At 71.3% G+C, this 22,745-nt stretch carries 27 protein-coding genes; 14 read left to right on the top strand and 13 right to left on the bottom strand.

Annotated elements, in window-relative coordinates; genetic code table 11:
• Positions 1–12 precede the first annotated feature (12 nt).
• Genes ACFVQ0_RS07870 through ACFVQ0_RS07880 form a run of 3 tightly spaced genes read right to left on the bottom strand, consistent with a single transcriptional unit; the run spans position 13 to position 2,346 of the window.
• Positions 13–1,170 (bottom strand): YncE family protein, encoded by a 1,158-nt coding sequence (locus ACFVQ0_RS07870; RefSeq protein ID WP_390085693.1) that lies wholly within the window; start codon positions 1,168–1,170, stop codon positions 13–15.
• Complete coding sequence (locus ACFVQ0_RS07875) at positions 1,167–1,763, bottom strand: ankyrin repeat domain-containing protein (protein ID WP_390085695.1); 597 nt, start codon at positions 1,761–1,763, stop codon at positions 1,167–1,169. Before ACFVQ0_RS07875 ends, ACFVQ0_RS07870 begins: the two co-directional genes overlap by 4 nt.
• 25 nt (positions 1,764–1,788) lie before the next feature.
• The gene (locus ACFVQ0_RS07880; protein ID WP_390085697.1) at positions 1,789–2,346 is read right to left on the bottom strand and encodes a heme-binding protein; all 558 of its coding nucleotides are present in this window, start codon (positions 2,344–2,346) and stop codon (positions 1,789–1,791) included.
• A gap of 295 nt (positions 2,347–2,641) precedes the next feature.
• Here ACFVQ0_RS07880 and ACFVQ0_RS07885 point away from each other — a divergent pair, with 295 nt between their 5' ends.
• From ACFVQ0_RS07885 to ACFVQ0_RS07900, 4 genes are all read left to right on the top strand, one after another.
• On the top strand, positions 2,642–3,910 hold the full coding sequence (locus tag ACFVQ0_RS07885) for a sensor histidine kinase (RefSeq protein WP_390087704.1): 1,269 nt from the start codon (positions 2,642–2,644) through the stop codon (positions 3,908–3,910).
• The gene (locus ACFVQ0_RS07890) at positions 3,907–4,545 is read left to right on the top strand and encodes a response regulator (protein WP_390085699.1); all 639 of its coding nucleotides are present in this window, start codon (positions 3,907–3,909) and stop codon (positions 4,543–4,545) included. The genes ACFVQ0_RS07885 and ACFVQ0_RS07890 overlap by 4 nt, the downstream gene beginning before the upstream one ends.
• A 174-nt stretch (positions 4,546–4,719) precedes the next feature.
• Positions 4,720–5,097, top strand: coding sequence for a nuclear transport factor 2 family protein (locus tag ACFVQ0_RS07895; protein ID WP_376423921.1), 378 nt, complete (start codon positions 4,720–4,722; stop codon positions 5,095–5,097).
• Positions 5,098–5,263: 166 nt separating this feature from the next.
• Positions 5,264–5,644 carry a hypothetical protein gene (locus ACFVQ0_RS07900; RefSeq protein ID WP_390085701.1) on the top strand — a complete coding sequence of 127 codons (381 nt, stop codon included), beginning with the start codon at positions 5,264–5,266 and terminating at the stop codon, positions 5,642–5,644.
• Between the two features lie 4 nt (positions 5,645–5,648).
• Here ACFVQ0_RS07900 and ACFVQ0_RS07905 read toward each other — a convergent pair whose 3' ends face one another.
• From ACFVQ0_RS07905 to ACFVQ0_RS07930, 6 genes are all read right to left on the bottom strand, one after another.
• Positions 5,649–6,335: a pentapeptide repeat-containing protein gene (locus ACFVQ0_RS07905; RefSeq protein ID WP_390085703.1), complete on the bottom strand. Its 687-nt coding sequence runs from the start codon at positions 6,333–6,335 to the stop codon at positions 5,649–5,651.
• Between the two features lie 142 nt (positions 6,336–6,477).
• The gene (locus ACFVQ0_RS07910; RefSeq protein WP_390085705.1) at positions 6,478–7,314 is read right to left on the bottom strand and encodes a hypothetical protein; all 837 of its coding nucleotides are present in this window, start codon (positions 7,312–7,314) and stop codon (positions 6,478–6,480) included.
• 350 nt (positions 7,315–7,664) lie between these two features.
• On the bottom strand, positions 7,665–8,387 hold the full coding sequence (locus ACFVQ0_RS07915) for an alpha/beta hydrolase (protein WP_390085707.1): 723 nt from the start codon (positions 8,385–8,387) through the stop codon (positions 7,665–7,667).
• A gap of 205 nt (positions 8,388–8,592) precedes the next feature.
• A complete protein-coding gene (locus tag ACFVQ0_RS07920) occupies positions 8,593–9,324 on the bottom strand; it encodes a phosphotransferase (protein WP_390085709.1) in 732 nt (243 codons plus the stop codon).
• A 32-nt stretch (positions 9,325–9,356) separates the two neighbouring features.
• Positions 9,357–10,073: a TetR/AcrR family transcriptional regulator gene (locus tag ACFVQ0_RS07925; RefSeq protein ID WP_390085711.1), complete on the bottom strand. Its 717-nt coding sequence runs from the start codon at positions 10,071–10,073 to the stop codon at positions 9,357–9,359.
• Between the two features lie 134 nt (positions 10,074–10,207).
• Positions 10,208–10,420, bottom strand: coding sequence for a hypothetical protein (locus ACFVQ0_RS07930; RefSeq protein WP_390085714.1), 213 nt, complete (start codon positions 10,418–10,420; stop codon positions 10,208–10,210).
• Between the two features lie 100 nt (positions 10,421–10,520).
• Between ACFVQ0_RS07930 and ACFVQ0_RS07935 the strand changes: the two genes are divergently transcribed.
• Together ACFVQ0_RS07935 and ACFVQ0_RS07940 are read left to right on the top strand one after the other, a co-directional pair.
• On the top strand, positions 10,521–11,255 hold the full coding sequence (locus tag ACFVQ0_RS07935) for a hypothetical protein (protein WP_390085715.1): 735 nt from the start codon (positions 10,521–10,523) through the stop codon (positions 11,253–11,255).
• Positions 11,256–11,334: 79 nt separating this feature from the next.
• Positions 11,335–11,727, top strand: coding sequence for a VOC family protein (locus ACFVQ0_RS07940; protein ID WP_390085717.1), 393 nt, complete (start codon positions 11,335–11,337; stop codon positions 11,725–11,727).
• A 95-nt stretch (positions 11,728–11,822) separates the two neighbouring features.
• On the opposite strand, the gene ACFVQ0_RS07945 is transcribed toward ACFVQ0_RS07940, so the two are convergent.
• Complete coding sequence (locus ACFVQ0_RS07945; protein WP_390085718.1) at positions 11,823–13,226, bottom strand: DUF6056 family protein; 1,404 nt, start codon at positions 13,224–13,226, stop codon at positions 11,823–11,825.
• A 427-nt stretch (positions 13,227–13,653) separates the two neighbouring features.
• Here ACFVQ0_RS07945 and ACFVQ0_RS07950 point away from each other — a divergent pair, with 427 nt between their 5' ends.
• Entirely contained in the window at positions 13,654–15,030 is a 1,377-nt protein-coding gene (locus ACFVQ0_RS07950; RefSeq protein WP_390085720.1) for a ricin-type beta-trefoil lectin domain protein, read from the top strand.
• A 48-nt stretch (positions 15,031–15,078) separates the two neighbouring features.
• Here the strand turns inward: ACFVQ0_RS07950 and ACFVQ0_RS07955 are convergent, their stop codons facing one another.
• Together ACFVQ0_RS07955 and ACFVQ0_RS07960 are read right to left on the bottom strand one after the other, a co-directional pair.
• Complete coding sequence (locus ACFVQ0_RS07955; RefSeq protein WP_390085722.1) at positions 15,079–15,282, bottom strand: DUF397 domain-containing protein; 204 nt, start codon at positions 15,280–15,282, stop codon at positions 15,079–15,081.
• Entirely contained in the window at positions 15,263–16,105 is an 843-nt protein-coding gene (locus tag ACFVQ0_RS07960) for a Scr1 family TA system antitoxin-like transcriptional regulator (protein WP_390085724.1), read from the bottom strand. Before ACFVQ0_RS07960 ends, ACFVQ0_RS07955 begins: the two co-directional genes overlap by 20 nt.
• Positions 16,106–16,218: 113 nt before the next feature.
• Here ACFVQ0_RS07960 and ACFVQ0_RS07965 point away from each other — a divergent pair, with 113 nt between their 5' ends.
• The 3 genes from ACFVQ0_RS07965 to ACFVQ0_RS07975 are packed head-to-tail and all read left to right on the top strand — an operon-like array spanning position 16,219 to position 17,591.
• Positions 16,219–16,461, top strand: a complete 243-nt coding sequence (locus ACFVQ0_RS07965; RefSeq protein ID WP_390085726.1) for a hypothetical protein — start codon at positions 16,219–16,221, stop codon at positions 16,459–16,461.
• Complete coding sequence (locus ACFVQ0_RS07970; RefSeq protein ID WP_390085728.1) at positions 16,451–16,693, top strand: hypothetical protein; 243 nt, start codon at positions 16,451–16,453, stop codon at positions 16,691–16,693. Before ACFVQ0_RS07965 ends, ACFVQ0_RS07970 begins: the two co-directional genes overlap by 11 nt.
• Before the next feature lie 55 nt (positions 16,694–16,748).
• Positions 16,749–17,591 (top strand): inositol monophosphatase family protein, encoded by an 843-nt coding sequence (locus ACFVQ0_RS07975; protein WP_390085730.1) that lies wholly within the window; start codon positions 16,749–16,751, stop codon positions 17,589–17,591.
• On the opposite strand, the gene ACFVQ0_RS07980 is transcribed toward ACFVQ0_RS07975, so the two are convergent.
• Complete coding sequence (locus tag ACFVQ0_RS07980) at positions 17,543–18,334, bottom strand: helix-turn-helix domain-containing protein (protein ID WP_390085732.1); 792 nt, start codon at positions 18,332–18,334, stop codon at positions 17,543–17,545. The genes ACFVQ0_RS07975 and ACFVQ0_RS07980 overlap by 49 nt on opposite strands.
• A gap of 174 nt (positions 18,335–18,508) precedes the next feature.
• Between ACFVQ0_RS07980 and ACFVQ0_RS07985 the strand changes: the two genes are divergently transcribed.
• From ACFVQ0_RS07985 to ACFVQ0_RS08000, 4 genes are all read left to right on the top strand, one after another.
• Positions 18,509–19,954 carry an MFS transporter gene (locus tag ACFVQ0_RS07985; RefSeq protein ID WP_390085734.1) on the top strand — a complete coding sequence of 482 codons (1,446 nt, stop codon included), beginning with the start codon at positions 18,509–18,511 and terminating at the stop codon, positions 19,952–19,954.
• Between the two features lie 106 nt (positions 19,955–20,060).
• The gene (locus ACFVQ0_RS07990; protein WP_390085736.1) at positions 20,061–20,942 is read left to right on the top strand and encodes an EamA family transporter; all 882 of its coding nucleotides are present in this window, start codon (positions 20,061–20,063) and stop codon (positions 20,940–20,942) included.
• Positions 20,943–21,060: 118 nt separating this feature from the next.
• The gene (locus tag ACFVQ0_RS07995) at positions 21,061–21,666 is read left to right on the top strand and encodes a Uma2 family endonuclease (RefSeq protein ID WP_390085738.1); all 606 of its coding nucleotides are present in this window, start codon (positions 21,061–21,063) and stop codon (positions 21,664–21,666) included.
• 278 nt (positions 21,667–21,944) lie between these two features.
• Positions 21,945–22,700 carry a hypothetical protein gene (locus tag ACFVQ0_RS08000; RefSeq protein ID WP_390085741.1) on the top strand — a complete coding sequence of 252 codons (756 nt, stop codon included), beginning with the start codon at positions 21,945–21,947 and terminating at the stop codon, positions 22,698–22,700.
• Positions 22,701–22,745: the final 45 nt, after the last annotated feature.

Raw genomic sequence — 22,745 nt, forward strand, 5'->3', positions numbered from 1 at the left:
CGGACCACGGTTTCAGAGCACCGCGATCCCCAGCGGCCGGTTGCCCGCCGCGAGCCGGACCGGAGCGGTGTCACCGGCCAGGTCGACGACGGTCAGCCCGTTCCAGTACCCGTCCCGGGTGAAGCCCCCGGTGACGTACGCCGTGCGGCCGTCGGCGGAGACCGCCACGTCCTCGTGCGGACCGTCCAGGGGGACGACGCGTTCGGTGCCGTCGGGGGCGCGGACGGTCAGCGACGCGTCCTCGTCGTCGGACGCGATCGGGCCGGTGCCGACGACGAGCAGGGTGCCGTCGGGGGTCAGGGCCGTGCCGTGCTGGTGGGTGTTGGCCGTCATCCGCTCGACGGCGACCTTCCCGGTGCGCGGGTCGAGGACCGCCAGCCGCTCGCCCTCGAACGGCAGCAGCAGCTTGCCGTCCCCGGGCCGTACGGCCGCGTAGTGCGGCTTCAGCCAGGAGCCGAGACCGCCCTCCGTGCCGTACGGGGCGACCTCCATCCGCCGGGTGCGCAGCGTGTCCGTACGGACGGCGGTCACGTCGAAGGAGTCGTGGCCGGTGGCATACGCCTCGCCGCCGTCGCGCGACACGTCCACGTCGAAGGGGCGGCGGCCCACCGGAGCGGTGCCGGTGACCTCGCGGGTCCCGGTGTCGATGACCTCCAGCACCCCGTTCGCACCGGGCACGTTGACGCCCACGTAGACGTGCCGGCCGTCGGGCGCGAGGGCGATGCCCATGCCGCCGCCCCGGTACTCGCCGGTCGTGACGGGGCCGGTCGCCGTCCGGTACGGGATGCGGGCCGTCCGGGTCCGCGTCTTCGTGTCGACGACCGCGACGCCCTCGGCCGTCGCCACCCAGGCCCGCCCGTCCGCGCCGACGGCCAGCCCGTACGGGGCGGTGCCGACCTCGACCCGGTCGAACGCGCCGCGCTTCGGATCGACGAACGTGACGGTGTCCCCGCCGAAGTCGGCGACGAGCAGCGTGCCGTCCTCCGTGGCGGGGGGCTTCGCGGTGGGACTCTGCGCGGCGGTTGTGGCGGGCGGCGACGCGGCGGCCGGGTCCGCGGCGCCGGTCCGGTCCGCCGCGCAGCCCGCGAGGACCGCCACCGCCGCGAGGGCCACGGTCGCGTGACGGGCCCTCACCGGGTGACGGGACTTCCCGGCGTGACGGGCTCTCACCGCGTGTCCCGCAACAGCGCCGCGATCTCCGCGAAGCCGCGGCGCTCCGCGTGCTCCAGCGCCGTGACCCCGTCACCGTCCGGCAGCCCCGGCGTCGCACCCGCCGCCAGCAGCAGCTCGACGATCTGCCGGTGCGCCCGGCCGCCGTCACCGAGGATCACGGCCTCCAGCAGCGCCGTCCAGCCCAGCCGGTTGACGTGGTCGACGTCGATGTCGGTGACCCGGAGCAGCTCCCGCACGTAGCCGACATGGCCGCGCTCGCTCGCCGGGATCAGCGCGATGCCGCCGAACCGGTTGCGGAGCTTCAGATCGGGCCCGGCCGGCAGCAGGGCGTGCAGCATCGGGACGCTGCCGGTGACGCCCGTGGCCAGCCAGGGGCTCTCCTCCCGCCGGTCCTGCGCGTCGGGGTCCGCGCCCGCCGCGACGAGCAGCCGGGCCGCTTCGACGTGATCCCCGTGGACGGCCAGGAGCAGCGGGGTGCGGAGCTCCTCGTCGCGGACGTCCACCCGGGCACCGCCCTCGATCGCGGTCCGCACGGAATCGGTGTCGCCGGTGCGTGCGGCGTCGAGCAGCTGCTGATCGAGGGCGTTCATGTCGGTCTCCCGTACGTGGTGGTGACTACTTGGCGAGGGCGGCGGCGCCGGCCTGGGCGAACTTCTCGTCGAGGTCGCCGCTGGGCGCCCCGGCCACGCCGATGCCCGCGACCGGAGCACCCTTGACCTGCACCGGGGCGCCGCCCGCGAGGAACAGGGTGCCAGGGATGTCCTTGAGGTTCGGGGTCTGGGTCAGCCGCTTGGCCAGCTCGGAGGTGGGCGCGTTCCAGGACACGGCGGTGTACGCCTTCTTCTCGGCGGACTCGTACGCCTGCGGGCCCGCGCCGTCGCCGCGCAGGGTGACGATGGTGTTGCCGTTGCGGTCGACGACGGAGACGGCGACCTTCTGGTGCTCCTTCTCCGCCGCGTCCAGGGCTGCCTGCGCGGCCTTCGACGCGGCGTCCACGGTCAGGTGGGTGGACTGCTGGAGGTTCCGGTTCGCGGTGTCGGCCTTGACGGCGGCGGCGGGCGCGGCGGCCGGGGCGGAGGCGTTCGCGGACACGGCACCGAGGGTGCCGGCGCCGAGAGCGGCGGCGGCGACGGCACCGGTCAGGACACGGGTGCGCAGCGACATCTTCTTCATGGTGGGCTCCTCTGGAGTGGCCTGGGTGTTCCTGCGTTCTGAGATCAATGCTCCGGCCGGTCCCGTGGCCGTACGGTCGGCGTACCGGCTGGACACCGCGCGCGGGACGGCTGACGGCCCCATCGGCCGATCGGTTGATGCGGCGGTGGCCGATCGGGGTGACGATGGAATGTCCGCGCAGGTCAGCAGCGGTGCCGCGGAACGGGGCACGGCCCGGAGAAGGGGGTAAGGGGTGGAGCGGCGAAACCGGCCGACGGGCGCCGCCGGGCAGCCCGGCGCCCCAGGCACCCGTGGGCTGTCCGCGTACGAGCGGGGCAACCCTGCCACCGCCCCCGGGCTCTCCCTCCACGAGCGGCGGGACCCGGGCACCCGTGGGCTCTCCCTCCTCATGCACGCCGCGTTCTTCCTGCTCCTGGGCGCCTCGCTGACCCGGTTCCTGCTGCGCCACCCCGGCGAGGCCCGTACCCCGTGGATCATCGGGCTGTCCGTCGCCCTGGCCGCGCTGTACGTGATCGGCCCGGTGCTCGGCTCCCGCCCGACACCGCGCAGCCTGCTCTGGCTGGGGGCGCTGGTCGCGGTGTGGATGGTGCTGGTCGTCCTCGCGCCGAGCTTCGCGTGGTGCGCGGTGCCGCTGTTCTACACCGGGCTGCGCATCCTGCCGCCGCGCGCCGCGCTCGCCCTGGTCGCGCTGCTCACCCTGTTCGTGGTCGCCGCGCAACTGCGGCTGGCCGAGGGTTTCGACCCGAACCTGATCCTCGCCCCGCCCGCCGTCGCCGCCGTCGCGACCGCCGTCTTCGTCCACATGCAGCGCCAGGCCGCCACGCAGAACGAGCTGATCGACGACCTTTTGCGCACCCGCCGCGAGCTGGCCGCCACCGAACGGCGCGAGGGCACGCTCGCGGAGCGCCAGCGGCTCTCCATGGAGATCCACGACACCCTCGCCCAGGGCCTGTCCAGCCAGCAGATGCTGCTCCAGGCCGCCGACCGCACCTGGGACACCGACCCGGCGACCGCCCGCCGCCACATCCGTACCGCCACCGGCATCGCGGAACGCAACCTCGCGGAGGCCCGCCGCTTCGTCCACGACCTGGCCCCGGCGGACCTGGCGGAGGGCGGCGGCCTGGACGCGGCGCTGCACGCGCTCGCCGCCCGCGAGACGGCGCAGGCGCAGGGCCGGCTGACCGTCCGCTGCCACGTGGAGGGCGCACCCGCCGCCGCGCTGCCCGACCGGGTGCAGTCCGCGCTGCTGCGGATCGCCCAGGGCGCCCTGGCCAACGTGACCGAGCACGCGGGCGCCACCGAGGCCGCCCTGACCCTCACCCACCTCGACGACCGGATCGTCCTCGACATCGCGGACAACGGCCACGGCTTCGCACCCGCCGCGCACAACGGGGAACCCGGCGGGGTACGCGGTCACGGACTGCCCGCGATGCGCGCCCGGCTGCGTCAGCTCGGCGGCAGCCTCACGATCGAATCCGCACCCGGCGAGGGCACCGTGGTGACCGCCGCCGTCCCCCTCACCGACGGACCATCCGCCGCCCACACCCCCCGGGACCCCGCATGACCGCCGCGCACCCGCCCGTCCGCATCCTGCTCTGCGACGACCATGCCGTCGTACGCGCCGGACTCCTCGCGCTCCTGGGCAGCGAACCCGACATCGAGGTGGTGGGCGAGGCCGGCAGCGGCGAGGAGGCCGTCGCCCTGGCCGCCCGCCTCGCCCCCGACGTCGTCCTGATGGACCTCCAGCTGGGCAAGGGCATCGACGGCGTCGAGGCGACCCGCCTGATCGTGACCGGCACCGACGGCGCCCACGTCCTGGTCCTCACCACGTACGACACGGACGCCGACATCACCCGCGCCATCGAGGCGGGCGCCACCGGCTACCTGCTGAAGGCCGAGCGCCCGGAGGAACTCTTCACCGCGATCCGCTCCGCCGCCCAGGGCCGCACCACGCTCTCGCCGCCCGTCGCCAGCCGCGTCATGGCCCGCATGCGCAAACCGCTGCCCACCCTCACCGACCGCGAACGCGACATCCTCGGCCAGCTCTCCCGGGGCCTGGGCAACCGCGACATCGCCCGCGCCCTGTTCATCAGCGAGGCCACCGTCAAGACCCACCTGGGCCGCATCTACGACAAACTCGGCGTCGACACGCGCGCCGGGGCGGTAGCCGTGGCGAAGGAGCAACGGCTGCTGCCGTGAGGGCTGAGGACCGTCCGGCGTCCTGCGTCGAAGACCCCGCCACTCCTGCCAACTCGGCTGCGCGGCAGGGCTTTCGGCACCCACATCTCATGCTGTGACCGGGACGGTTCACCGTGGTCGGGAGACGGCTCAAGGGACGAGCGCGGTCCGCGAGGCGAGTGGTATTACTGGTGTATGCAGGAAGAGACCGCGCGATCCGCGATCGACACGTTCATCTCCGCGTTCAACGCTTCGGACGACAGCTATGTGATTGCGCTGCTCTCCCAGGCCCTGACCTCGGACGTGGTCTTCTGGGGGCCGTTGGGCCGCAGTGAGGGGATCGAGGCGGTCGAGCGGTTCGTGCTGGACATCCGGCGCCACCCCGCGGGGACCGGCACGATGGTGCGCTGTTCGGCGGTGGACATGCCGGACGAGTGGGCCCGGTACCAGTGGGTCTTCACGACGCCTGACGGAGGCCCCCGCCTGGCGGGAACGGACGTCGTCCATCTGCGGCGGAGCCTCATCGACCAGGTCATCGTCTTCGCCGGGGAGATCGAGCCGTCCGCCTCCTGAGCCATTCTCCTCCGGCGCCGTCCTTCTCCTGAACCGGCCCCGTTCGGGGCTCCGGGTCTGCAAGACCGAGATCATCTTCAAATCACTTCGGTCGTCGGCGCTTGGCCACGAGCGAACCGATGATGCGCTGTGGCTGTGTAAGTTCGCGGTTGGTCAGGCTGCGGTGTTGAGGGGGCGTCCGCCCCAACGGATCTACGGGACCTTCACCCTGTCCTCGCGCGAGCTCGATGCGGACCAGTACCACGCCCTGTCAGCGGTGAAGATCGGCCAGCGCCGACCGCTCGACAAGGCGTTCCACGCCGCCATCGTGACCGTTCCTCTGATGTACATGGAGCATCACCAGGGCAAGACGACCCTCGTTGACCTCTACACGGCCTCGCTCCGGGACGCGTGCGCGGACCTGAAGAATCAGCGCGAGTACTTCACCCCGTACGGGCGGATGCTGCTGGACGAGCTGTGTGCCTTCGGCGAGAGCATCGATTTCGAGGCGGTAGCCCACGCGACCTCCAGCGGGGCGTACGCGGGCTACCTGCCGGTCACTGCCTGACGGCCTACGGTTCGAACAGGATTCCCGCTTCGCGGGCAAGGCTCAGGGCCAGCTCCATCGACCCTGGGCCTTGCACCGTCGCCCCCTTGAGGCTGGCGCCGCCGCCCACATCGATGAGGGTGCAATTCTCGAAGCGGACGACGCCCACTTTGGCATTTGCGAACTGCGCTCCGGTGAGGTCGCAATTCTCGAAGCGCACATTGTGCATCTCGGCTGCCTGGAAGTCGGCACCGGTCATTTTGCAATCGCTGAATACGACACTGTAGAGCTTCATGTGCCGGTACATCGCCGGACTGCTTCGACTGCCCTCGATGCGCACGTCACGGAATGTCCCGGACTTCCACGAGGCCCCGGTGATTCGGCTTCCGGTGACGATGCACCGGATGAGCGAGACGTCCTGCGTGACCAGTTGAGCGAAGTCGCAGGTCTCGAACACCGAATCGCTGAATTGGGTTTGCCGCAGGTCAGTGCCGGTGAAGCGCACGCTCTCGAAGCTGCACCCCTCGGCTTCCAGAGCTTCGACCGAGAGGCCGGCGAAGCTGGTCCCCTCGTAACGCACCCCCCTGATGACTGCATCGTGTTCGAAGTTGTCCTGGGGCATCTCGGCCAATCGTGGATTGGCCGAGATCTTGGGTGCCGTGGGATTCTTAATTCGCGAGTTCCTCGCGCCCTGCCGAGCGATCTGGGTCATGCGGTTGATCCATTCTCGGGGCTCTTGAGAGGTTGCTCAGTCTAGAGCAACTGGCTTTCCACTTTTCCCAGTCAAGAGTCCTGCATGCGCGAAATCCCGGCCCTGACGCGCGTCCCCACACGTCAGCTACGACGCTCCGGCCTCACCGCCGTCCGCGCTCCGCGCGGGGTACGAGTCCGGCTCGTACCGCGCTCATCCTGGCGGGTACGCCGTGGTCGGGGACGGCGTCTGTGGGGCCGTGGGGAGCTGTGGGGGCGTCGCCCCGGCAGGTGGCGCAGAGTCCGCCGGGCATGGCGGACGCGTTGCCGGGGGCGCGGCATTCGCGGCATTCCAGGGTGCGTAGGACGACCCGTGGGGCGGGGGAGGCTTCGCGTACAGGCGGGAGCTTGTCCAGCAGGCGTCGGCGGAGGAGGGCGGCGGGGTGGTGGATGCGTGCGGGCAGGCCCTCGGTCAGGGCGTGCAGGACTTCCAGCTCGGTGGCGCCGCGGTCGAACCATTCGGTGACCTGGGGTTCCAGTGTCACGCAGTCGGCCTGGGAGAGGGTGAGCGTGGGGGTGTGGCGGCCGAGGGCGGCGAGCAGGATGAACGAGCGGGAGCGGGTGGGGCGTTGAGGGGTCCGTTCCTGGTCCTGGTCCTGGGGTACGTCGCCTCGGATGAAGGCGTCCCACCAGTCGTCGTCGTGCCAGGTGCGGGAGAAGAACGTCCGGGTGACCCAGAGCAGTGCTTCCTCGGTCGCGATGCATTCGCTGCCCCGGCGCAGGTGGCCTGCTTCCTGGAGGCGGTTGAGCGTGGTGCGCAGGGCGCACTGGCCGTAGGGAAGCGTTTTGGCGAGGGTCTTCACGGAGATGTCGGCACCGTCGCACAGGCCGTCGATGTACGCGGCGACAGCGGCGTCACGGGGCAACAGGTGCGCGAAATCGTGGTCTGTGCGCGGGCGTTGGCCGGGCGCGGAACGTTTGCCGTACCCGGGACTGGCCATCGGGTGGTCAAGCGTGGGCCGGGGTACGGCCACAGGGGAGGGGGCGGCACTAAGCTGGCTGGCAGCCATGAGATCGGTCCTGACGATCGAAGTGGTCAGGCCCCTGTTAGGTGTTTCTGCACCGACGGGGGCCGTCTTGGTTTCGCTGACGCTAGAGCGTCGCTACCATCGGTCGCAAGTCGGTCACAAATGGTCAACTAGCCGGTCAGGGTGGGTGGGTGGGTATTCAGACCCACCCACCATTCCGCTGAAAGAGCGCTCGGAGCTCGACGCTTGAGCCCCGGGCGATTTCTCGATGAGCGGCACCCCGCCCGGCCGGGCGGACCCGGCGGACTACCCCGCTGTACCGGTCACTTCAGGTGGCGGCCGAAGAACCGGGCGGCGTCCTCCGTCTCGAACCAGGGTGTGCCGGAGTGCCCGCCCATGTTGGCGTGCAGGGTCTTCTCCTGGCTGCCGAAGGAGTCGAACAGGTCCAGGACCGGCTGCCGTTCCATCCCCGCGTCGTCCCACTGGAGCAGGAACTGCAGGGGCAGGGTGAGCTGCCGGGCCTCCTCGCGTACGACGCCGGGGACGAAGCCCATGCCGAAGAAGACGGCGGCCGCGACGCGCGGTTCGACCAGCGCCAGGCGGATGCCGATGGCGGTCAGCCCCTCGTACCCGACAGGGCCGTCGATCTCGGGCAGCGCGAGGAGGGCGTCCAGGGTGGTCCGCCATTCCGGGACCGCCCCTTCGACCAGGGGGAGGAGGAGCCGGTCGACGATCTCGTCGACCGGTTCGCCGGCCTGCAACGCCCGGCGCAGATCGGCGCGGGCCTGCTCGTCGTCGGCGGAACGGGGCCGGTCACCGTGGCCCGGAGCGTCGATGGCCGCCACCGCGAAGCCGTGCTCCGCCGCGTAGTAGCGAGCCCGCGCCACCAGCCGGGGAAGCCGCTTGTGCAGGCTGCCGGGGTGGCCGATGAGGATCAACGGGGCGGGTGCGGTCCCGGAGGTCCACAGGAGGCCGGGAATCTCGCCGAGGGTGAATTCGCGTTCGAGGACGCCGTCGTCGAGGCGCTGCTCAGAAGTGAATCGCATGGTCGTGCCTTTCGGGAGTGCTGCTGAACGGCGCTCCCGGACGACCTATCGCCCGACCGTGACCCCGGAGGAGAGCACCCATGTCAGTTCTGTGTTCACGGGTACCACCTCCTCGTTCTCTCGCACGGCCTCCGCGAGATTAGCCGCGACCGGCTGCGGCCCGCAAACGGGTTTCCCCGCGCGGCTCCCGGCTGCACCCGCGCGCTCACCGCAGTGCGCGTTCCAGCGTGCCCCGGTGATCGGAGACCCACTGGAAGGCCGCCTGGACGTGCCTCACCGCCCCCGTGTCACGGAGCCGGATCATGGCGGCGTCACCCGCGTCGGCCTGGGCCTCGATGCCTCGCCGGCACCGGTCCTGCCACCACAGCACCGTGGACACGAGCGGTTGCCGGTCCGCCAGCGCGTAGCTGTCGGCGATCAGCCTCATGCGTCGCGCCGCCTGCTGGACGTCGGTGACCGAAGGGCCCAGGCCGAGGTACTGCCAGCAGACATGGGCGACGTCGTGGACGCGGGCGCCCGGTGCCGCCAGGTCCCAGTCGATGAAGGCGGCCGGTCGGAGCAGGCCACCGGAGAGCCGGTAGACGGTGTTCTTGGGCGACAGGTCGTTGTGGCACACGACCTCCTGGTCACCGGCCAGCATGGTGCCGGCCGTCAGGTCGTGGAACTCACGCACGAGCCGGGCGACCGCCACCAAGCTCTCGTCCGACGACACAGCGGGGGGCTGGTCCGGCTCCCACGCCACATGGCCATCGAGGTATCCGAGGACTTCACGGCCTTCGTCGTCCCTACCGAGATGGCGCGGGGCGCCGCTCCAGCCGGCCGCTTCGAGCATCGTCAGCAGATCAACCACGAACTCTGCCGAGGCCGGACGCCGCACCGTGTCCCCGACGCGGACGACCGCGTTGACGAAACCCCCGGGCAAGGGTGATTCAGGCATCCGTGCCGCTGCCCGATCGCTGTCTCCGACGCTCACACCCGGTCCCGACGGTCCGGGGCGTCCCCCGTGGGCACCGGGGTGGCGCGGATGCCGTTGATCAGGGTCGCGATGCCCCACGACATGCGCTGCTCCGCCGTACCGGAGACCAGGCGCGTGGCGAGGTCCGCGATGTGCGGGTGGGTGCGGTCCGAGGTTCCGTGCAGGGTGTCCGTGAGGGAGTCCCAGACGGCCTGGGTGTCGGCGGACTGGTCCCGCGTCGCCTGCTCCGCCGCCGTCGCGGTCGTGTACTGGAGCAGCAGATCCACGCCCCAGGCCGCCTGGGCGGGCGGGATGCCGCCCTCGTCGAGCAGCGCGAGCAGCGACTCGACCAGCCGCAGGTAGTGCGCGCCGCTGGGCTGGATCACCAGCGCGGCGCGGGCCAGGCCGGGGTGCGCGAAGAGGGTGGTCGTGTACGAGGTGAGCAGCCCCTCCAGCCGCTCGCGCCAGTCGCCGCCGTCCTCGGCCCGCAACGGCTCCAGCAGCTCGTCGAGGATCGCCGCGTGCAGCTCGGCCGTGTTGGCGACGTACACGTAGAGCGAGGCCGGACCCGTGTCCAGCTCCTGCGCCAGGCGGCGCATGGTCACCTTGGCCAGGCCCTCGGACCGCATGATCCCGACCGCCGTGGCCACGATCCCGTCCCGCGACAGCGCGGGCTTGGCCGGCCGTTCCCGGCGGCTGCGTCGTGGCTGGTCGGTGGCGTCGGATCCCATACGGCACACCGTAACGAACGGTCTCGGGGAACTCCGCACGGAGGCTTCGGAGTCATGAGACGTCAGCTGGAGAACGCGCGGATGCCCGGCATGCCCACCGACCAGGGGGCGCCGGGCATCCGCACGTTCCGGGATCAGCGGCCGTCGATGCCGATGATCGTGCCGAACGGGTCCCGCAGCTGGGCGATACGCAGGCCCGGCTCGATGTCCAAGGGGCTCGCGTACACGTCGCCCGTGGGGCTGATGTCGGTCTTGACGGGAGCGTCGAGGAGCTCACCCCACCAGGCCGCTGACGCTGACGGGTCATCAGCGAAGACCATGACGGTCCGCACATGGTGGAACACCATGGGGATACCTCCGGTGGGGCGTCCAATTCCAGATCGTATCGTCGTGTCACCGGAGGGAAATCCGGTGACACGGGATCCGGTGACACGGGAGGGGAAGCGCATGGCGTTCGGGAGGAACCGGCAGGTCGAGCCCTTCGAGCCGGAGCACTGGGATGCGATCACCCAGTTCACCGTCGGGCGGATGATGCGGCGCACCGTGCGGAAGTCGACGCGGGGCGAGGGCGCGCACGCGGTGCGGTTCATGCGGATGCGCGGGGGCACTGTGTACATGGTCCCCGGCGTCTACATCGTCCCCGAGGACCCGGCCGTGACGCTCGCCAAGGGCGGGTTCCGGCTGTTCGAGGACGAGGCCGCCCGGCAGTTGCTGTGCACGGTGCTCCCGGACGGCTCCGACCGCTACCGGGTGACCGGCGCCGCGGGGCAGGACCTCGGCGCCGTCCGCCGCACCCCGGTCTCCAAGCGGTTCAGCCAGCACGGCCTGTGGCTGGAACAGCCCGGCCACCCGGCGATAGTGGCCCCCCGCAACTGGGCGAAGGGCGGTGTGAAGGCCTCCCTGGGGCGCGGGGTGGGCAATGTCGTGGAGGGCGTCGTCGACTCCGTGCTGTCCTTCGGGTCCGACGAGACGGCGGGCTCCGAGGGGGGCGGCCTGACGCCGCTGGTCTGGGTGCTCGGGGCGGCGGACGGGGAGCACGGGCAGGAGGTGCTGACCTTCCCGCGCACCACCGAGGGCGACCGCTGGTACTTCATCAAGCACGGCTGCCCGCTGGACAAGCGTCTCGCGTTCGCCCTCGCCGTGGTGCGTGAGAGTGAGATCTTCCGCGCCGACCAGCGCTGAACGGGGGACTGTCAGAGGCGGGTGCCACGATTCAGGGGCGAGTGCCGCGATCCGACCACCCTCATCCACGGGAGCGCCCATGAGGATCCACCTGTCCAGCGTCTTCGTCGACGACCAGGAGAAGGCCCTGCGCTTCTACACGGACGTGCTGGGCTTCGTGCTGAAGCACGACGTACCGGTCGGCGCCGACCGCTGGATCACCGTGGTCTCGCCGGACGCCCCCGACGGGACCGAACTGCTGCTGGAGCCCAACGGCCACCCGGCGGTGAAGCCCTACACGACGGCACTGTTCAAGGACGGCATCCCGGCCACCTCCTTCGCCGTGGACAACGTGCACGCGGAGTTCGACCGGCTGCGCGGACTCGGCGTGCGCTTCACCCAGGAACCGGCGGAGATGGGCCCGGTCACCACCGCCGTCCTGGACGACACCTGCGGCAACCTGATCCAGATCATGCACAACGACAGGCCCTAAGGGCTGTCCGGTCCGCTCTAGTTGGGGACGCGCGGCCGACAGGCGGACCGGCCCGGACACCCGTTCGCGCCACTCACAGACCCCGCAGCGCGCCCTCAGGGCAACTGGGGGGAGTAGTCCACCCGCGTCAGGTGGTAATAGCGGGCCACGCAGTTCGTCGACCAGCTTCTCTTCCCGTTGCCGAACGGCTCCGTCATGTCGCCGATGGGCGTCGGCGTGTACGGCAGTACCCGTGCACCCCGCGCCACCCGGGCGCGCAGCCAGGTGTCCTGGCGTTCCCAGTCGTGCGCCCGCGTCCTCACCTGGTCGCCGAGGTGGACGAGCGGGGGAGCGAGCCCGACGCACACGGCGGCGCACACCGCGGCGGCCGCCCACCGCAGGGACCCGGCGGGCAGCCGGACTCCCTGGAGCGCCTGCCCCAGCAGCGTGCCGAGGCCGGTGAGCAGGACGATGTACAGAAAGCGGAAGTCGTTCCAGAGCCGGGTGGATTCCACCACCCCGGAGCGGAACACGGGGTAGGCGAGGAGTGTGGCGAGGTAGCCGGCGACGAGGAACGTGACGGCTCCGGCGCACACCAGCAGCACCGGGCGGCGCGGCGGGTCCGGCCGGGCGCCGCCGACGGCCCTCATCACGAGGCCGAGCAGCACGCCGGCCGCGATCGCCCCCAGGTACGGCCATGAGCTGATCGTGTCGATCATGATGTGCCAGAAGTTCCGGGCTGTTCCGGCCAGCGAGTCCGGGGCGATCAGTGAGGTGTCCCTCGCCGCACCGAACCGGCCCCTGCGATGCCGCGACCCGGGAGACGTCACCAGGATCAGCGCCCCGGCGACCGTTCCCGCGAACCCCACCACACACCAGATCCGCAGGCGTCGGCGCTGCCGCTCGTCCGCCGCCCAGAAGGTCATCACCAGCGCGGCGGCCAGCACCACCAGCGCCACGACCGTGGTCTGTTCCGACAGCGTCCCGATGCAGAGGCCGATGACCACGGCGATGCCCAGCGCGACGGCTCTGCCCCGGCGCGACCGCGCGAGCAGGAACGGAATCACCGCCGCGCAGGCGAGCAACGGAGGAAGCGTGTGGGAGACCGACGCGGCGGGCCAGTAGAACGTCTTGTACGTGTTGGGCGACCCCAGAAGGAACACCACCGCCACCATGGACGCCACGAACAGCGGAACCCCGCGCGGCACGGTGAACGCCGCCCGGCGCAGCGCCAGTTCGGTCACCGCCCACAGAATTCCGAGCGTGATCACGACGCTGAGCGGGGCGTACCACTGCTGCCCGCGCACACCGGAGCTCCCGTAGAGCCAGACCAGTACGCCGTTCATGGCCCGGCCGTTGTCGTCGACGTAGAACTTCCTGACCATCCCGGCGAGCCCGTGATCCCGGATGACCGGCAGGAAGCACCACTCGTCGCCGCTCGGACGCACCCAGCGGGCGAAGTACGCGGCTGTCGCGAGGAGCCCCAACGGGAACACGCACAGGAGGTAGGCCCATGGCACGGACCGAGGCCTACGGGGCCCGGTGCCCGTGCTGTTCGCCGACCGTTCTCCTTCGCCCACGCGGCGCCCGTCCTCGTTCCCCGGCCGCCCGCCCTCGGTCCCCGGCCGCCCGCCGGCGGTACGGACCGGCTGATGGTCGCCTGTTTCCCTCTTCCTTTCCCTTCTACCTCAGCTGTCCGGCGGCCGGCGTTCCGCACACGCCAACGCCGTTCAGGGGCGACGCGAACGGGCTACGCCGATGCGTGCTTCCGGGGCGAACCGGTGTCGCACCGGCCCGGTGGTGCGCGGGGAAGGGCGGAGCGCGCCGAGAATCGGCCGAAACGCGCAAGGACGTCGAGCGAGGCGGTGTGTGCCGGGGATGCCTGTGGTGAATGCGGTCCGGAAGGCGGGCACGGGCGCCGGGCGGTGGAGGCTTCTGCTGTGGGTCGTGCCCGTTCTGGCGGTGGTCGCCGTCCTCGTCCTCCTGGCACTCGGCTGGTCTCCCGGAACGTCCGGGGGCGTCAACACCTCGCTGCTTGAGGGGCCCCGGTTGTTCGGCGCGGAAACCGGTCCCCGGGTCTGTGGGCGCACGATGGTGGGCGTGGCCCACCAGGACGACGACCTGCTGTTCGTCAATCCGGTGATCCAGCGGGAGATCGGGCCGAAGTGCGCGTTCAGCACCGTCTACCTGACCGCAGGGGACGCCGGGCACCCGTACAACCGGGGCGATGTCGTACAGGACAGGGAGAAGGGGGTGCGAGCCGCGTACGCCGAGATGGCGGGCGTCCCGGACCGCTGGACACGGCATGACGTCCAGGCGGCAGGCCACCGCATCGCCTCGTTCACGCTGAACGGTGAATTCGACGTACGGCTCTCCTTCCTCCGGCTTCCCGACGGACAACCCGTGGGCATCGGATACCCGCGCTACGGCCACCAGAGCCTCCTGAAACTCTTCCGCGGCGAGATCGCGTCCATCCGGCCGGTGGACGGGTCGCCGGGCTATACGGAACCGCACCTCGTCGCGGTCCTCACCGCTCTCGCCCGGCAGGAGAGGATCAGCCGGATCCTCACGCTGGACTACGACAACGTGGACTTCGGTCACACCTACTGGCCGGGGGCCGATCACAGCGATCACGGGGTGACCGCCAGGTACCTCCGCCGGGTGGCCTTCGGCCTCCCGGGCATCACCCGTGTCACGGCGACCGGATTCCTGGGCTACGACATGTCCCGCCTCCCCGAGGACCTCGGCCCCCTCCTGTCCCGTCAGAAGGACGCGTTCTTCCAGTCCTACCGAGTGGGCGAGGGATGCATGTCCAAGTCGTGCCCGGCCGGCCACTACATGAACGGGAAATACTTGCAGTGGACGTACCGGGAGTACTCCGTGAAGCCCCGGGTGGTGCGTCCGGGGGAGATCGTGTCGGCGATGGGGCTGGCGAACGCGACGGGCCGGTACCAGCGTTGCCTCGGCTCGGCGGGTGGCGGGCGGGGCGCCGACCGGGCGCGGGAAGCGGCCACCTTCAACTGCACCGGCCGGGCCGACCAGTCCTGGCGCGTCCACGCCGGAACCATCGAGTCGGGAGCCGGCCGGCAGTGCCTCACCGCCGCTTCGCAGCGGGTCACCGTGTCGACGTGCGACGGCCGTCCGCACCAGCGATGGCGCCGGGACACGGCCGGCCGAATCCGCTCCGCCGCGAGTCGGACCGGCGGACGCTGCCTGTTCCAGCAGGACTTGGCACTCCGCGATCCGCGACTGCTGCTGAGGCCGTGCTCCCCGGCCCGGCCCGAGTTGAGCTGGTCAGGGGCGGGGGCACTGCCCGTCGCGTAGCGCGCGAGACGGGGGCGGGCGGGGCGGGCGGTGTCGGTGCGCGCTAGCTCACCTGAGGTCGTCCACGAAGGACTGCCAGGCAGCCACGCGGAACATCAGCACCGGGCCGTCGCTCACCTTGGAGTCCCGGACGGGGACGGCCTCGGGTACGCCGTCGAGGACTTCGAGGCAGTTGCCGCCGCTGCCGTCGCTGTACGTGGACTTCCGCCAGGTAGCCATGGAATGGCCGTAGTCAGAGCTGCTGAGCTTCATGGTCGTAATCCTCCGCCACCGACTCGATCAAGGCCAGGGACGCTGCCGGTGAGATCGCGCTGGCCGTCACCAGATCGTAGGTCAGTCCGTAGCCGGCGACTGCGCTGGGATCGTCTAGGAGTTGGCCCGATCCGAGCCCGTCCAGGTATGCGAGTGGGGGAGCGTCGGGGAAGGCCATGAGCTTCAGTCCACCACCCATCGCCGCATGACTGCCTGCTGAGAACGGTAGAACCTGGACGATGATCCGACGCTGCCGCATGAGCGCTGCGACGTGGCGCAGGGCCCCTGACATCACCTCGGGTCCGCCGACCCTCCGACGTAGTACAGCCTCGTCCAGTACCACCCACAACATCGGGTGTGTTGGATCGGAGAGGATTTGTGCCCGGTCCAGCCGGGCTGAGACCAACTCGTCAATCACGCTGGTGACAGCCGTCGGCTGATACTCGCGGAAGACCGCACGTGCGTATGGCTCCGACTGGAGCAGACCCGGGATGAGCTGGGGCGCGTACTCCTTGATCGTCGAGGCGCGAGCTTCTGCCTCCGCTGCCTCAGCGAAATGGTCCGGGTACTTGGACTTCTTCAGCGCCTCGCAGTTCCGGACGAAGAAGCCGTCCGCGCCGAGCATCTCGTCGAACTTCTCCGCCTGGTCCATCTGCATGCGGCGTACCCCGGACTCCAGCTGGCCGATGAACGAGCCGCTGAGGAAGAGCGGGGCGCCCAGCTCCGACTGGGAGAGGCCTGCGGCCTCTCTTCTGTGGCGCAGTTCGGCGCCCAGGAGGGCGCGGGGTGAGGAGGAGGGATCGAGCTTTCTGGGACCCGGCATGACAACTCCCTGTGACGCACCAGCGGTTGTTGGAACTGCACCTCTTCCAGGCTAACGAGAGATTGGCCACGCTGGGTATGCATTGACATTACTCAGCGTGGAAGGAATGGATCATGACGACAACGGATCGGCGCATGGTTACGGCAGGCAGAGTGCGGGAGGCGGAAGAGGCGGTCGAGCGGCTGCGGGAAGGGCTCGCGGGGGTCGGGATCACCTTGCCTTCGCTGCGGGTCGACCCGGTCTCCAGTGCGGGGAGCGGGCCGGGCGTGCTCATCGAGCTCGGGCGCTGCAACGTGGACACGGTGCGGCGGCTGAGCGGGGTGCTGGACGGAAAGGCGGCTGGTCATGGCGGGTGAGGGCGGTGGGCTGGAGGCGTGTACGCCGGAGCCGGGTTCGTTCGCCGTGGATGTGCGGGACGGGCGGGTGGGCCGGGTTACGGGGCGCGTCGGGCCGTATGTGCGGCTGCGGCCGCCCGGTGGTGGCCCGGAGTGGGACTGCCCGCCCGAGTCCGTCCGGCCGGCGTCGCCGGGGCTCGTGCTGCGGGCGCGGGTGACGGAGGTCAACCGGGAAGGGCAGCTGCCTCGGTGAGGGTACGAAGGGGTGCCGTGCCGCGCCGGGAATGGGCGCGGATAGCCCCGTGTTCATGCTCTGCATGAACACGGAAAGCGACGCGCAACTGGCCGTCAGAGCGGTGCGGGCGGGAGCGGCGGTGGTCCGGGAGATGTACGGGACATCGCCGCAGCGGTTCGACAAGGGCGGCGGCGATTTCGCGACGGCCGCCGACCTCGCCGCGGAGAAGGCCATCCTGGACGTCCTGCGTACCGCCCGGCCCGATGACGCGGTGACGGGTGAGGAGAGCGGCCGCACCGGAGCGGACGGCGCCGAACGCAGGTGGCTGGTCGACCCCTTGTGCGGCACGCTGAACTACGCCGTGAACACGATGGTCGTCGCGGTGAACGTCGCCCTGCGCGAAGGGTCGTCCATCACGGCGGCGGCGACGGCCGATCCGTTCGGCGGCGAGGTGTTCTGGACGGACGGAGAGCACGCCCGCCTCCGCAGGGACGGGGCGGATGAGGAGTTGGCGCCCTCGTCCGGGTCGCGGCTGGTCGACGTCAACCTCGACCCGCCGTTCCCCAACGCACCCGGCTTCCGGGCGGTCGGGCTGCTGGCGGCACCGGAGTTCGGGGAGCACTTCCGGCCGCGCGTCGTCTCCAGCACCCTTGCCGTGGCCTGGGTCGCGGCCGGGCGGCGGGCCGCGTACGTGACGGACGGGCGGCTGCGCGACAGCGTGCACTTCTCGGCGGGCATCGCCCTGTGCGAGGCCGCGGGCTGCGTGGTGACGGGCATTCACGGCCAGCCGCTTCATACCGGAGCCGAGGGACTGGTGGTCGCGGCCGACCGGGAGACGCACGGCCTGCTGCTGGAGATGATCAGGGGTCAGGAGTCTGGCCCGAGCGGCTCGGACGACGCGTCGCCGTTGAGGTAGCGCCCCGGCGAGGTGCCGACCGTCCGCCGGAACGCCGCGAGGAAGGCGCTCGGCGTCGCGTAACCCACGGCGTGCGCGACCCGGGAGACGGGCAGGCCCTCGGCGAGCAGGGGGAGCGCCGCGCGCAGCCGGACATGGGTGCGCCAGCGGTCGAAGTTCATGCCGGTGTCCTGGACGAAGAGCCGGGTGAGGGTGCGTCGGCTGGTGCCCACCGCCCGTGCGTGCGCCTCCAGGCCCCGGGGGTCGTCGGGGCGGGCGAGCAGTGCGTCGGCCACGGCGCGGACGCGTGCGTCGGTGGGCTCGGGTACGTCGATGGGTGTGGCCGGCAGGGGGTGCAGCAGGTCCAGTACGACCGCCTCCGCCCGCAACCGCTGCTCGTCGGGGAGGTTGTCGCGGCCGAGGTGGGCGATCAGGTGGGCCAGCAGCCCGTCCACGGCGACGGGTGTGGGTTCCGTCCAGTCCTTGTCGCACCTGTCCGGTTGGAAGTAGAGGCTGCACAGGACCGCGTCACGGGTCGCGCCGGTCCGGTGCACGACGCCCGCGGGTATCCACAACGCCGTGGTGCGCGGCAGGACCCAGTGGGCGTCGTCGACCGCGACGCCGAGCACTCCGCGCCGCGCCCAGGCCAGTTGGTGCTGCGGGTGGTGGTGCGGGACGAACCACTGCCCGGCCGCCAGCGGGAAGTTCCCGACGACGATGGCGCCCACCCCGGCCGGGACGTCCCCGAAGACGTCATTGGTCATGCCCCAGAGCCTATGTCCCCAACGCGTTATGCCATGGCCCCGTAGCCCGTAGCGGCCAGAGGTGCCCGTGCATAGCGTCGTTCGCGTGCCGAGCGAGTGGGTCACAGCTGGAGCTTCCCCCCGTCCGGCGCCGCCGGCCCCGGCACAGCCGCTCACGACGACGGGACACCCGGCATGACATCCGTATCCACCTCGACCACGTCCGGCAACGGCACCGGCAGCGACGCCGTTTCCGCGCGTAGGGGACCGGCGTTGGTGGTGCTGTGCTTCCTACAGTTCATGCTCGTCCTGGACGACAACGTGGTGAGTGTCGCGCTGCCCAGCATCCGCGATGAGCTGGGTTTCGGCGCCGCAGGTCTGTCCTGGGTCGTCAACGCCTACTTCCTGGCGTTCGGCGGCCTGTTGCTGCTGTTCGGCCGGATGGCGGATCTGCTGGGCCGCAGGCGCGTGTTCCTGGCCGGGGTGGCGCTGTTCGGTGCGGCGAGTCTCCTCTGCGGGCTCGCGCAGGAGCCGTGGCAGCTCGTCACCGGGCGGTTCGTCCAGGGTGCGGGGGCGGCCATGGCCGCCCCGGCGGCGCTGGCGATGATCTCCCTGCTGTTCCCCGGTCCCGGGGAGCGGGCCAGGGCGTTCGGCGTCTGGGGCGGTATCGCGGGTCTCGGCGGGACGGCGGGCCTGGTGATCTCCGGTGCGCTGACCGGTCTCGCGTCCTGGCGCTGGATCTTCCTGATCAACCTGCCGGTGGCCCTCGTGACCCTGGTGCTGCTCCCGCGCCTGGTTCCCGAGAGCCGGGCCGGGCGGGCGGGACGGCTCGACGTACCCGGCGCGGTCCTCGGTACCGGCGCCCTGGTGTCCCTGGTCTACGGGCTGCTCAGGACCGGGGAGTCGGGATGGCGGGACGTCGGCGGGGTGGGGCCGCTGGTGCTGGCCGTGGTCCTCGCCGCCGCGTTCGTCGTGGTGGAGGCGCGGACCGCCGAGCCGCTGGTGCCGTTGGCGTTCCTGGCCAACCGGTTCCGCGCGGTGGCGAACGGGGCGACGCTGCTGTTCTCCGCCGCCATGTACGCGATGGCCTTCCTGCTGATGGTGCACCTTCAGACCGTGCTCGGCTATCGCCCCCTTACGGCCGGTGTCGCCTACCTGCCGTACTGCGCGGGCATCCTGGCGGGCATGTGGCTCTCCTCCCGGGCCGTGGCCCGGCTCGGGACGCGCCCGGCGCTCGTCCTCTCGTTCCTGATCAGCGCGGCCGGAATCCTGCTGCTGTCCGGTGTGACACCGGACGCCGGTTACGCCTCCGGGGTGCTGCCCGGCATGGTCCTCACGAGCCTCGGCTGCGGGCTGACCCTGCCCGCCCTGGCCGTCGCCGCGCTCACGGGCACCACGGAGGAGAACGCCGGGCTCGGGTCCGCCGTCCTCAGCTCCGTCCAGCAGGTCGGCGGCGCGGTGGGGGTGGCGGTGCTCGTCGCGGTGGCCGCACGCCGCGCGGACGCCCTGGCCGCGCGGCGGGGTCCGCTGCCCGCCGCGACCGAGGGCTTCTCGCTCGCGCTCACCGTCACCGCCGCCCTGCTGGTGCTCGGCGCGGTCCTGGTCGCCGCGTTGCCGGGAAAGAAGGCCGACCCGGCCTGAGGGGCACAGGGGGCGGTTGCCGTACCGTTCCCGGCGGCCCCCCAGCCAGGGCCTCTCGGCCGGGGAGGGGCCGTCCGCTCTTCTCCGCCCGTGAAAAGGACGCGTGATGCCTGCCGTTCTCGTCCTGCTGCTCTCCGGTACCTGGCTGCTGTCCGGCGCGCTGGTCACCGGCACCGATCCGCTGATCGTCGCGGTGGGCCGTACCGCCGTGTGCTGTCTGGTGCTCACCGCTGTCGCCGCGTCGAGCGCCGGCGGCCGGGCGGACCTGCGGCGGGCCGCAGCCCGGCCGGGGACCGTCTGGCTGCTGGGGCTGCTCGGCTTCGCCGGGTACGCGGCCGGGACACTGCTCGCCATCCCGCGCATCGGCACCTCCCTGACGAACCTGGTGGTCGCGCTGATGCCGTGCGCCTCCGTGGCCGTCGGCGCGCTGTGCTTCGGCGAACGGTCCGGGCCCCGCAAGGCGCTGGGCGCGGTCATCGCCTGCGCGGCGGCCGCCGGATACGCGGCGCTGGGCGCGGACGCCGGGGACCTGGACGCGGTGGGGCTGCTGCTGGTGGCGGCCGCGACGGTGGCGTTCGCGGTGTACGGGTTCCTGTACCGGGACCGCCTTTCCGGGCTGCCGCCGCTGGCCGTCCTGCCCGTACTGCTCGCGGCGGCCAGCTGCCTGCTGCTGCCCATGGCCCTGCCCGCGCTGATCGCCCACCCCCCGACGCTCGCCGCGACAGGCGGGATCGTGGTGCTCGGCGCGGTCGTCTACGCCCCCGCCTACCTCGTACAGCACCGCCTCATCCTGCTCCGCGGCCCGGTCTTCACGGCCGCCGTCCAACTGGCCGTCCCCTTCACCGTCCGGCTCGGAGACTGGGCCCTGGACACCGCCCCCGCCCCGTCCCTCCCCGAGGTGCTGCTCCTGGCGGCGTGCTGTGCGGGGATCGCCCTGGTGACCGTACGGCCGGTCCGGCCGCCCGAGCCGGTCGCCTCCGAACGTTGATCGGAGCGGGTTGCTCGGTGCGTCCGTAACCCGATCGTGGGACGGGAGGTAAGCGGCACTGCGTTGCGGAAACTGTCGATCTACGCTTCCCGGAGAGCCTCAGAAGAAGGGACTCGCGATGACCGCCGCGATGGTCGAGCAGGAGCAGGATTCCGAAGGCTGGCCGTGGGACTACCTGCTGCGTACCTGGCAGGGACTGGACGTGCCCGAGGGGTGGCGCGCCGAGATCGACGAAGGACGGATCTGCTTGGTGCCGCCGCCGTATGCGCGTCACAGCGGGATCGCCGCCAAGGTGCAGCGCCGCCTCTACGCGAATCTGCCCGACGAGCTGGGCGTCTACCAGACTCTCGGCGTGCATGTGGCGCCCCTCGACAAGCTGTACGTTCCCGATCTCGTCGTCATGCCGGCCGAGCTGATCGACGGAGCCGACCCCGAGGCCGCCGATCCCATGGACGCCTCCGAAGCGCTCCTCATCGTCGAGATCACGTCGAAGGGGAACGCCCGGGAGGACCGGACCAAGAAGTACCGCGCCTACGCGCGTGCGGGTGTGCCGATGTATCTGCTGATCGACCGGTTCGACACGCGTGGGGCGATGAGCACGCTGTTCACCGAGCCGAACGAGGACGGTACGTACAAGCGCTCGGAGGCGGTGCCGTTCGGCAAGCCGCTCGGGCTGCCCGCGCCCTTCGACACGACGCTGCTCACGGACGGGTTCCCGCTCTGACCGGTGACGGATGAGGGCGCCACCCCGGCCTGGGGTGGCGCCCTCATCCGTCAGTGCGGTGAACGGCTCTCCGTTCCTATGTGAGCGGTTACTGCCACGCTTCAGTCGGCCACCATAGTAAAAGACAGTAACTTTCCTCCTCCTCTTGCGAGTTGAGGGCAACCGCTTACATGCTGGCGAGGTTCGACGCCGCAGGTCTTCCGGGCCCCCGTACGGCCGTTGTCGTCCTGCCCGCAGCGCGGTCACCACCCACCGCACCACCGAACCGAGGAGACACGATGAAGCCCCTACGCCTTGCCACGGCCGCCGGTGCCGCCGCACTGCTCATCCTGGGGGCGGCCGGTCAGAGCTGGGCATCCACGCCAACGGTCCGCTGGACGACGGGCGCGCCCACCCCGGTCACGGAACTGACCCTCCCGATGTCGTTCGAGGCGGCACCCGACGCGTCCGGCATCTACTTCGCGTACTACACGACCCTGGAGAGCGGCACCCGCCCCTACGCGGGCTTCCAGCCCAAGCCCGCCGTAGGAGGGAAGCCCATGCTCCAGGCCGTATTCAGCTCGTTCAACGCGGACGCGACGACCACCGACGCCAACTGCAACTACGGAGCCGACGGCGGGGCGGGTGTCAGCTGCGCCGTCCAGTTCCCGTACACCAAGGGAACGATGTACGGCATCGTCCTGGACCGGGTGAGTGACGACGGCAGCACACAGCTGATGAACGGCGAAGTGGTCAACACCGCTACCGGGGCACATGTGGCGCACATCGGCAGCTTCCGGCTGCCCGCCGCCTCGGGCCGCTTCAAGCCCTCGGACCAGGGATTCCTCGAACCGTATCTGTCCGCAGGCTGTTCGCAGCAGGTCACGGTCACCTACGGCCACCCCGTGGGGCGGGAGGGCGGTACGTCGTACACGGGCAGCCTGCCCACCGTTACCGACCCCGCTTCGGGCAGCTGCCTGAGTTCCACGTCGACCGATACGGGAGCGGGCCGCGAGGTGACCGTGACGGGCGACGCGTACCAGCCCGCCGGCTGAGCTGCCGTCTCCCCGAGCCGGGGCGCACAACGGTGAGGGCGGCAC

This window comes from Streptomyces sp. NPDC057900 (genome assembly GCF_042887885.1).
GTDB lineage: Bacteria > Actinomycetota > Actinomycetes > Streptomycetales > Streptomycetaceae > Streptomyces.

Coding starts and splice junctions, on each gene's coding strand:
- ACFVQ0_RS07920 (WP_390085709.1), bottom strand. CDS start 9,324: ATGCCTGAATCACCCTTGCCCGGGGGTTTCGTCAACGCGGTCGTCCGC.
- ACFVQ0_RS07910 (WP_390085705.1), bottom strand. CDS start 7,314: ATGGCCAGTCCCGGGTACGGCAAACGTTCCGCGCCCGGCCAACGCCCG.
- ACFVQ0_RS07905 (WP_390085703.1), bottom strand. CDS start 6,335: ATGACCCAGATCGCTCGGCAGGGCGCGAGGAACTCGCGAATTAAGAAT.
- ACFVQ0_RS07980 (WP_390085732.1), bottom strand. CDS start 18,334: ATGACCAATGACGTCTTCGGGGACGTCCCGGCCGGGGTGGGCGCCATC.
- ACFVQ0_RS07955 (WP_390085722.1), bottom strand. CDS start 15,282: ATGAAGCTCAGCAGCTCTGACTACGGCCATTCCATGGCTACCTGGCGG.
- ACFVQ0_RS07940 (WP_390085717.1), top strand. CDS start 11,335: ATGAGGATCCACCTGTCCAGCGTCTTCGTCGACGACCAGGAGAAGGCC.
- ACFVQ0_RS07890 (WP_390085699.1), top strand. CDS start 3,907: ATGACCGCCGCGCACCCGCCCGTCCGCATCCTGCTCTGCGACGACCAT.
- ACFVQ0_RS07975 (WP_390085730.1), top strand. CDS start 16,749: ATGCTCTGCATGAACACGGAAAGCGACGCGCAACTGGCCGTCAGAGCG.
- ACFVQ0_RS07915 (WP_390085707.1), bottom strand. CDS start 8,387: ATGCGATTCACTTCTGAGCAGCGCCTCGACGACGGCGTCCTCGAACGC.
- ACFVQ0_RS07875 (WP_390085695.1), bottom strand. CDS start 1,763: ATGAACGCCCTCGATCAGCAGCTGCTCGACGCCGCACGCACCGGCGAC.
- ACFVQ0_RS07970 (WP_390085728.1), top strand. CDS start 16,451: ATGGCGGGTGAGGGCGGTGGGCTGGAGGCGTGTACGCCGGAGCCGGGT.
- ACFVQ0_RS07985 (WP_390085734.1), top strand. CDS start 18,509: ATGACATCCGTATCCACCTCGACCACGTCCGGCAACGGCACCGGCAGC.
- ACFVQ0_RS07925 (WP_390085711.1), bottom strand. CDS start 10,073: ATGGGATCCGACGCCACCGACCAGCCACGACGCAGCCGCCGGGAACGG.
- ACFVQ0_RS07880 (WP_390085697.1), bottom strand. CDS start 2,346: ATGAAGAAGATGTCGCTGCGCACCCGTGTCCTGACCGGTGCCGTCGCC.
- ACFVQ0_RS07995 (WP_390085738.1), top strand. CDS start 21,061: ATGACCGCCGCGATGGTCGAGCAGGAGCAGGATTCCGAAGGCTGGCCG.
- ACFVQ0_RS07990 (WP_390085736.1), top strand. CDS start 20,061: ATGCCTGCCGTTCTCGTCCTGCTGCTCTCCGGTACCTGGCTGCTGTCC.
- ACFVQ0_RS07935 (WP_390085715.1), top strand. CDS start 10,521: ATGGCGTTCGGGAGGAACCGGCAGGTCGAGCCCTTCGAGCCGGAGCAC.
- ACFVQ0_RS07930 (WP_390085714.1), bottom strand. CDS start 10,420: ATGGTGTTCCACCATGTGCGGACCGTCATGGTCTTCGCTGATGACCCG.
- ACFVQ0_RS07960 (WP_390085724.1), bottom strand. CDS start 16,105: ATGCCGGGTCCCAGAAAGCTCGATCCCTCCTCCTCACCCCGCGCCCTC.
- ACFVQ0_RS07895 (WP_376423921.1), top strand. CDS start 4,720: ATGCAGGAAGAGACCGCGCGATCCGCGATCGACACGTTCATCTCCGCG.
- ACFVQ0_RS08000 (WP_390085741.1), top strand. CDS start 21,945: ATGAAGCCCCTACGCCTTGCCACGGCCGCCGGTGCCGCCGCACTGCTC.
- ACFVQ0_RS07965 (WP_390085726.1), top strand. CDS start 16,219: ATGACGACAACGGATCGGCGCATGGTTACGGCAGGCAGAGTGCGGGAG.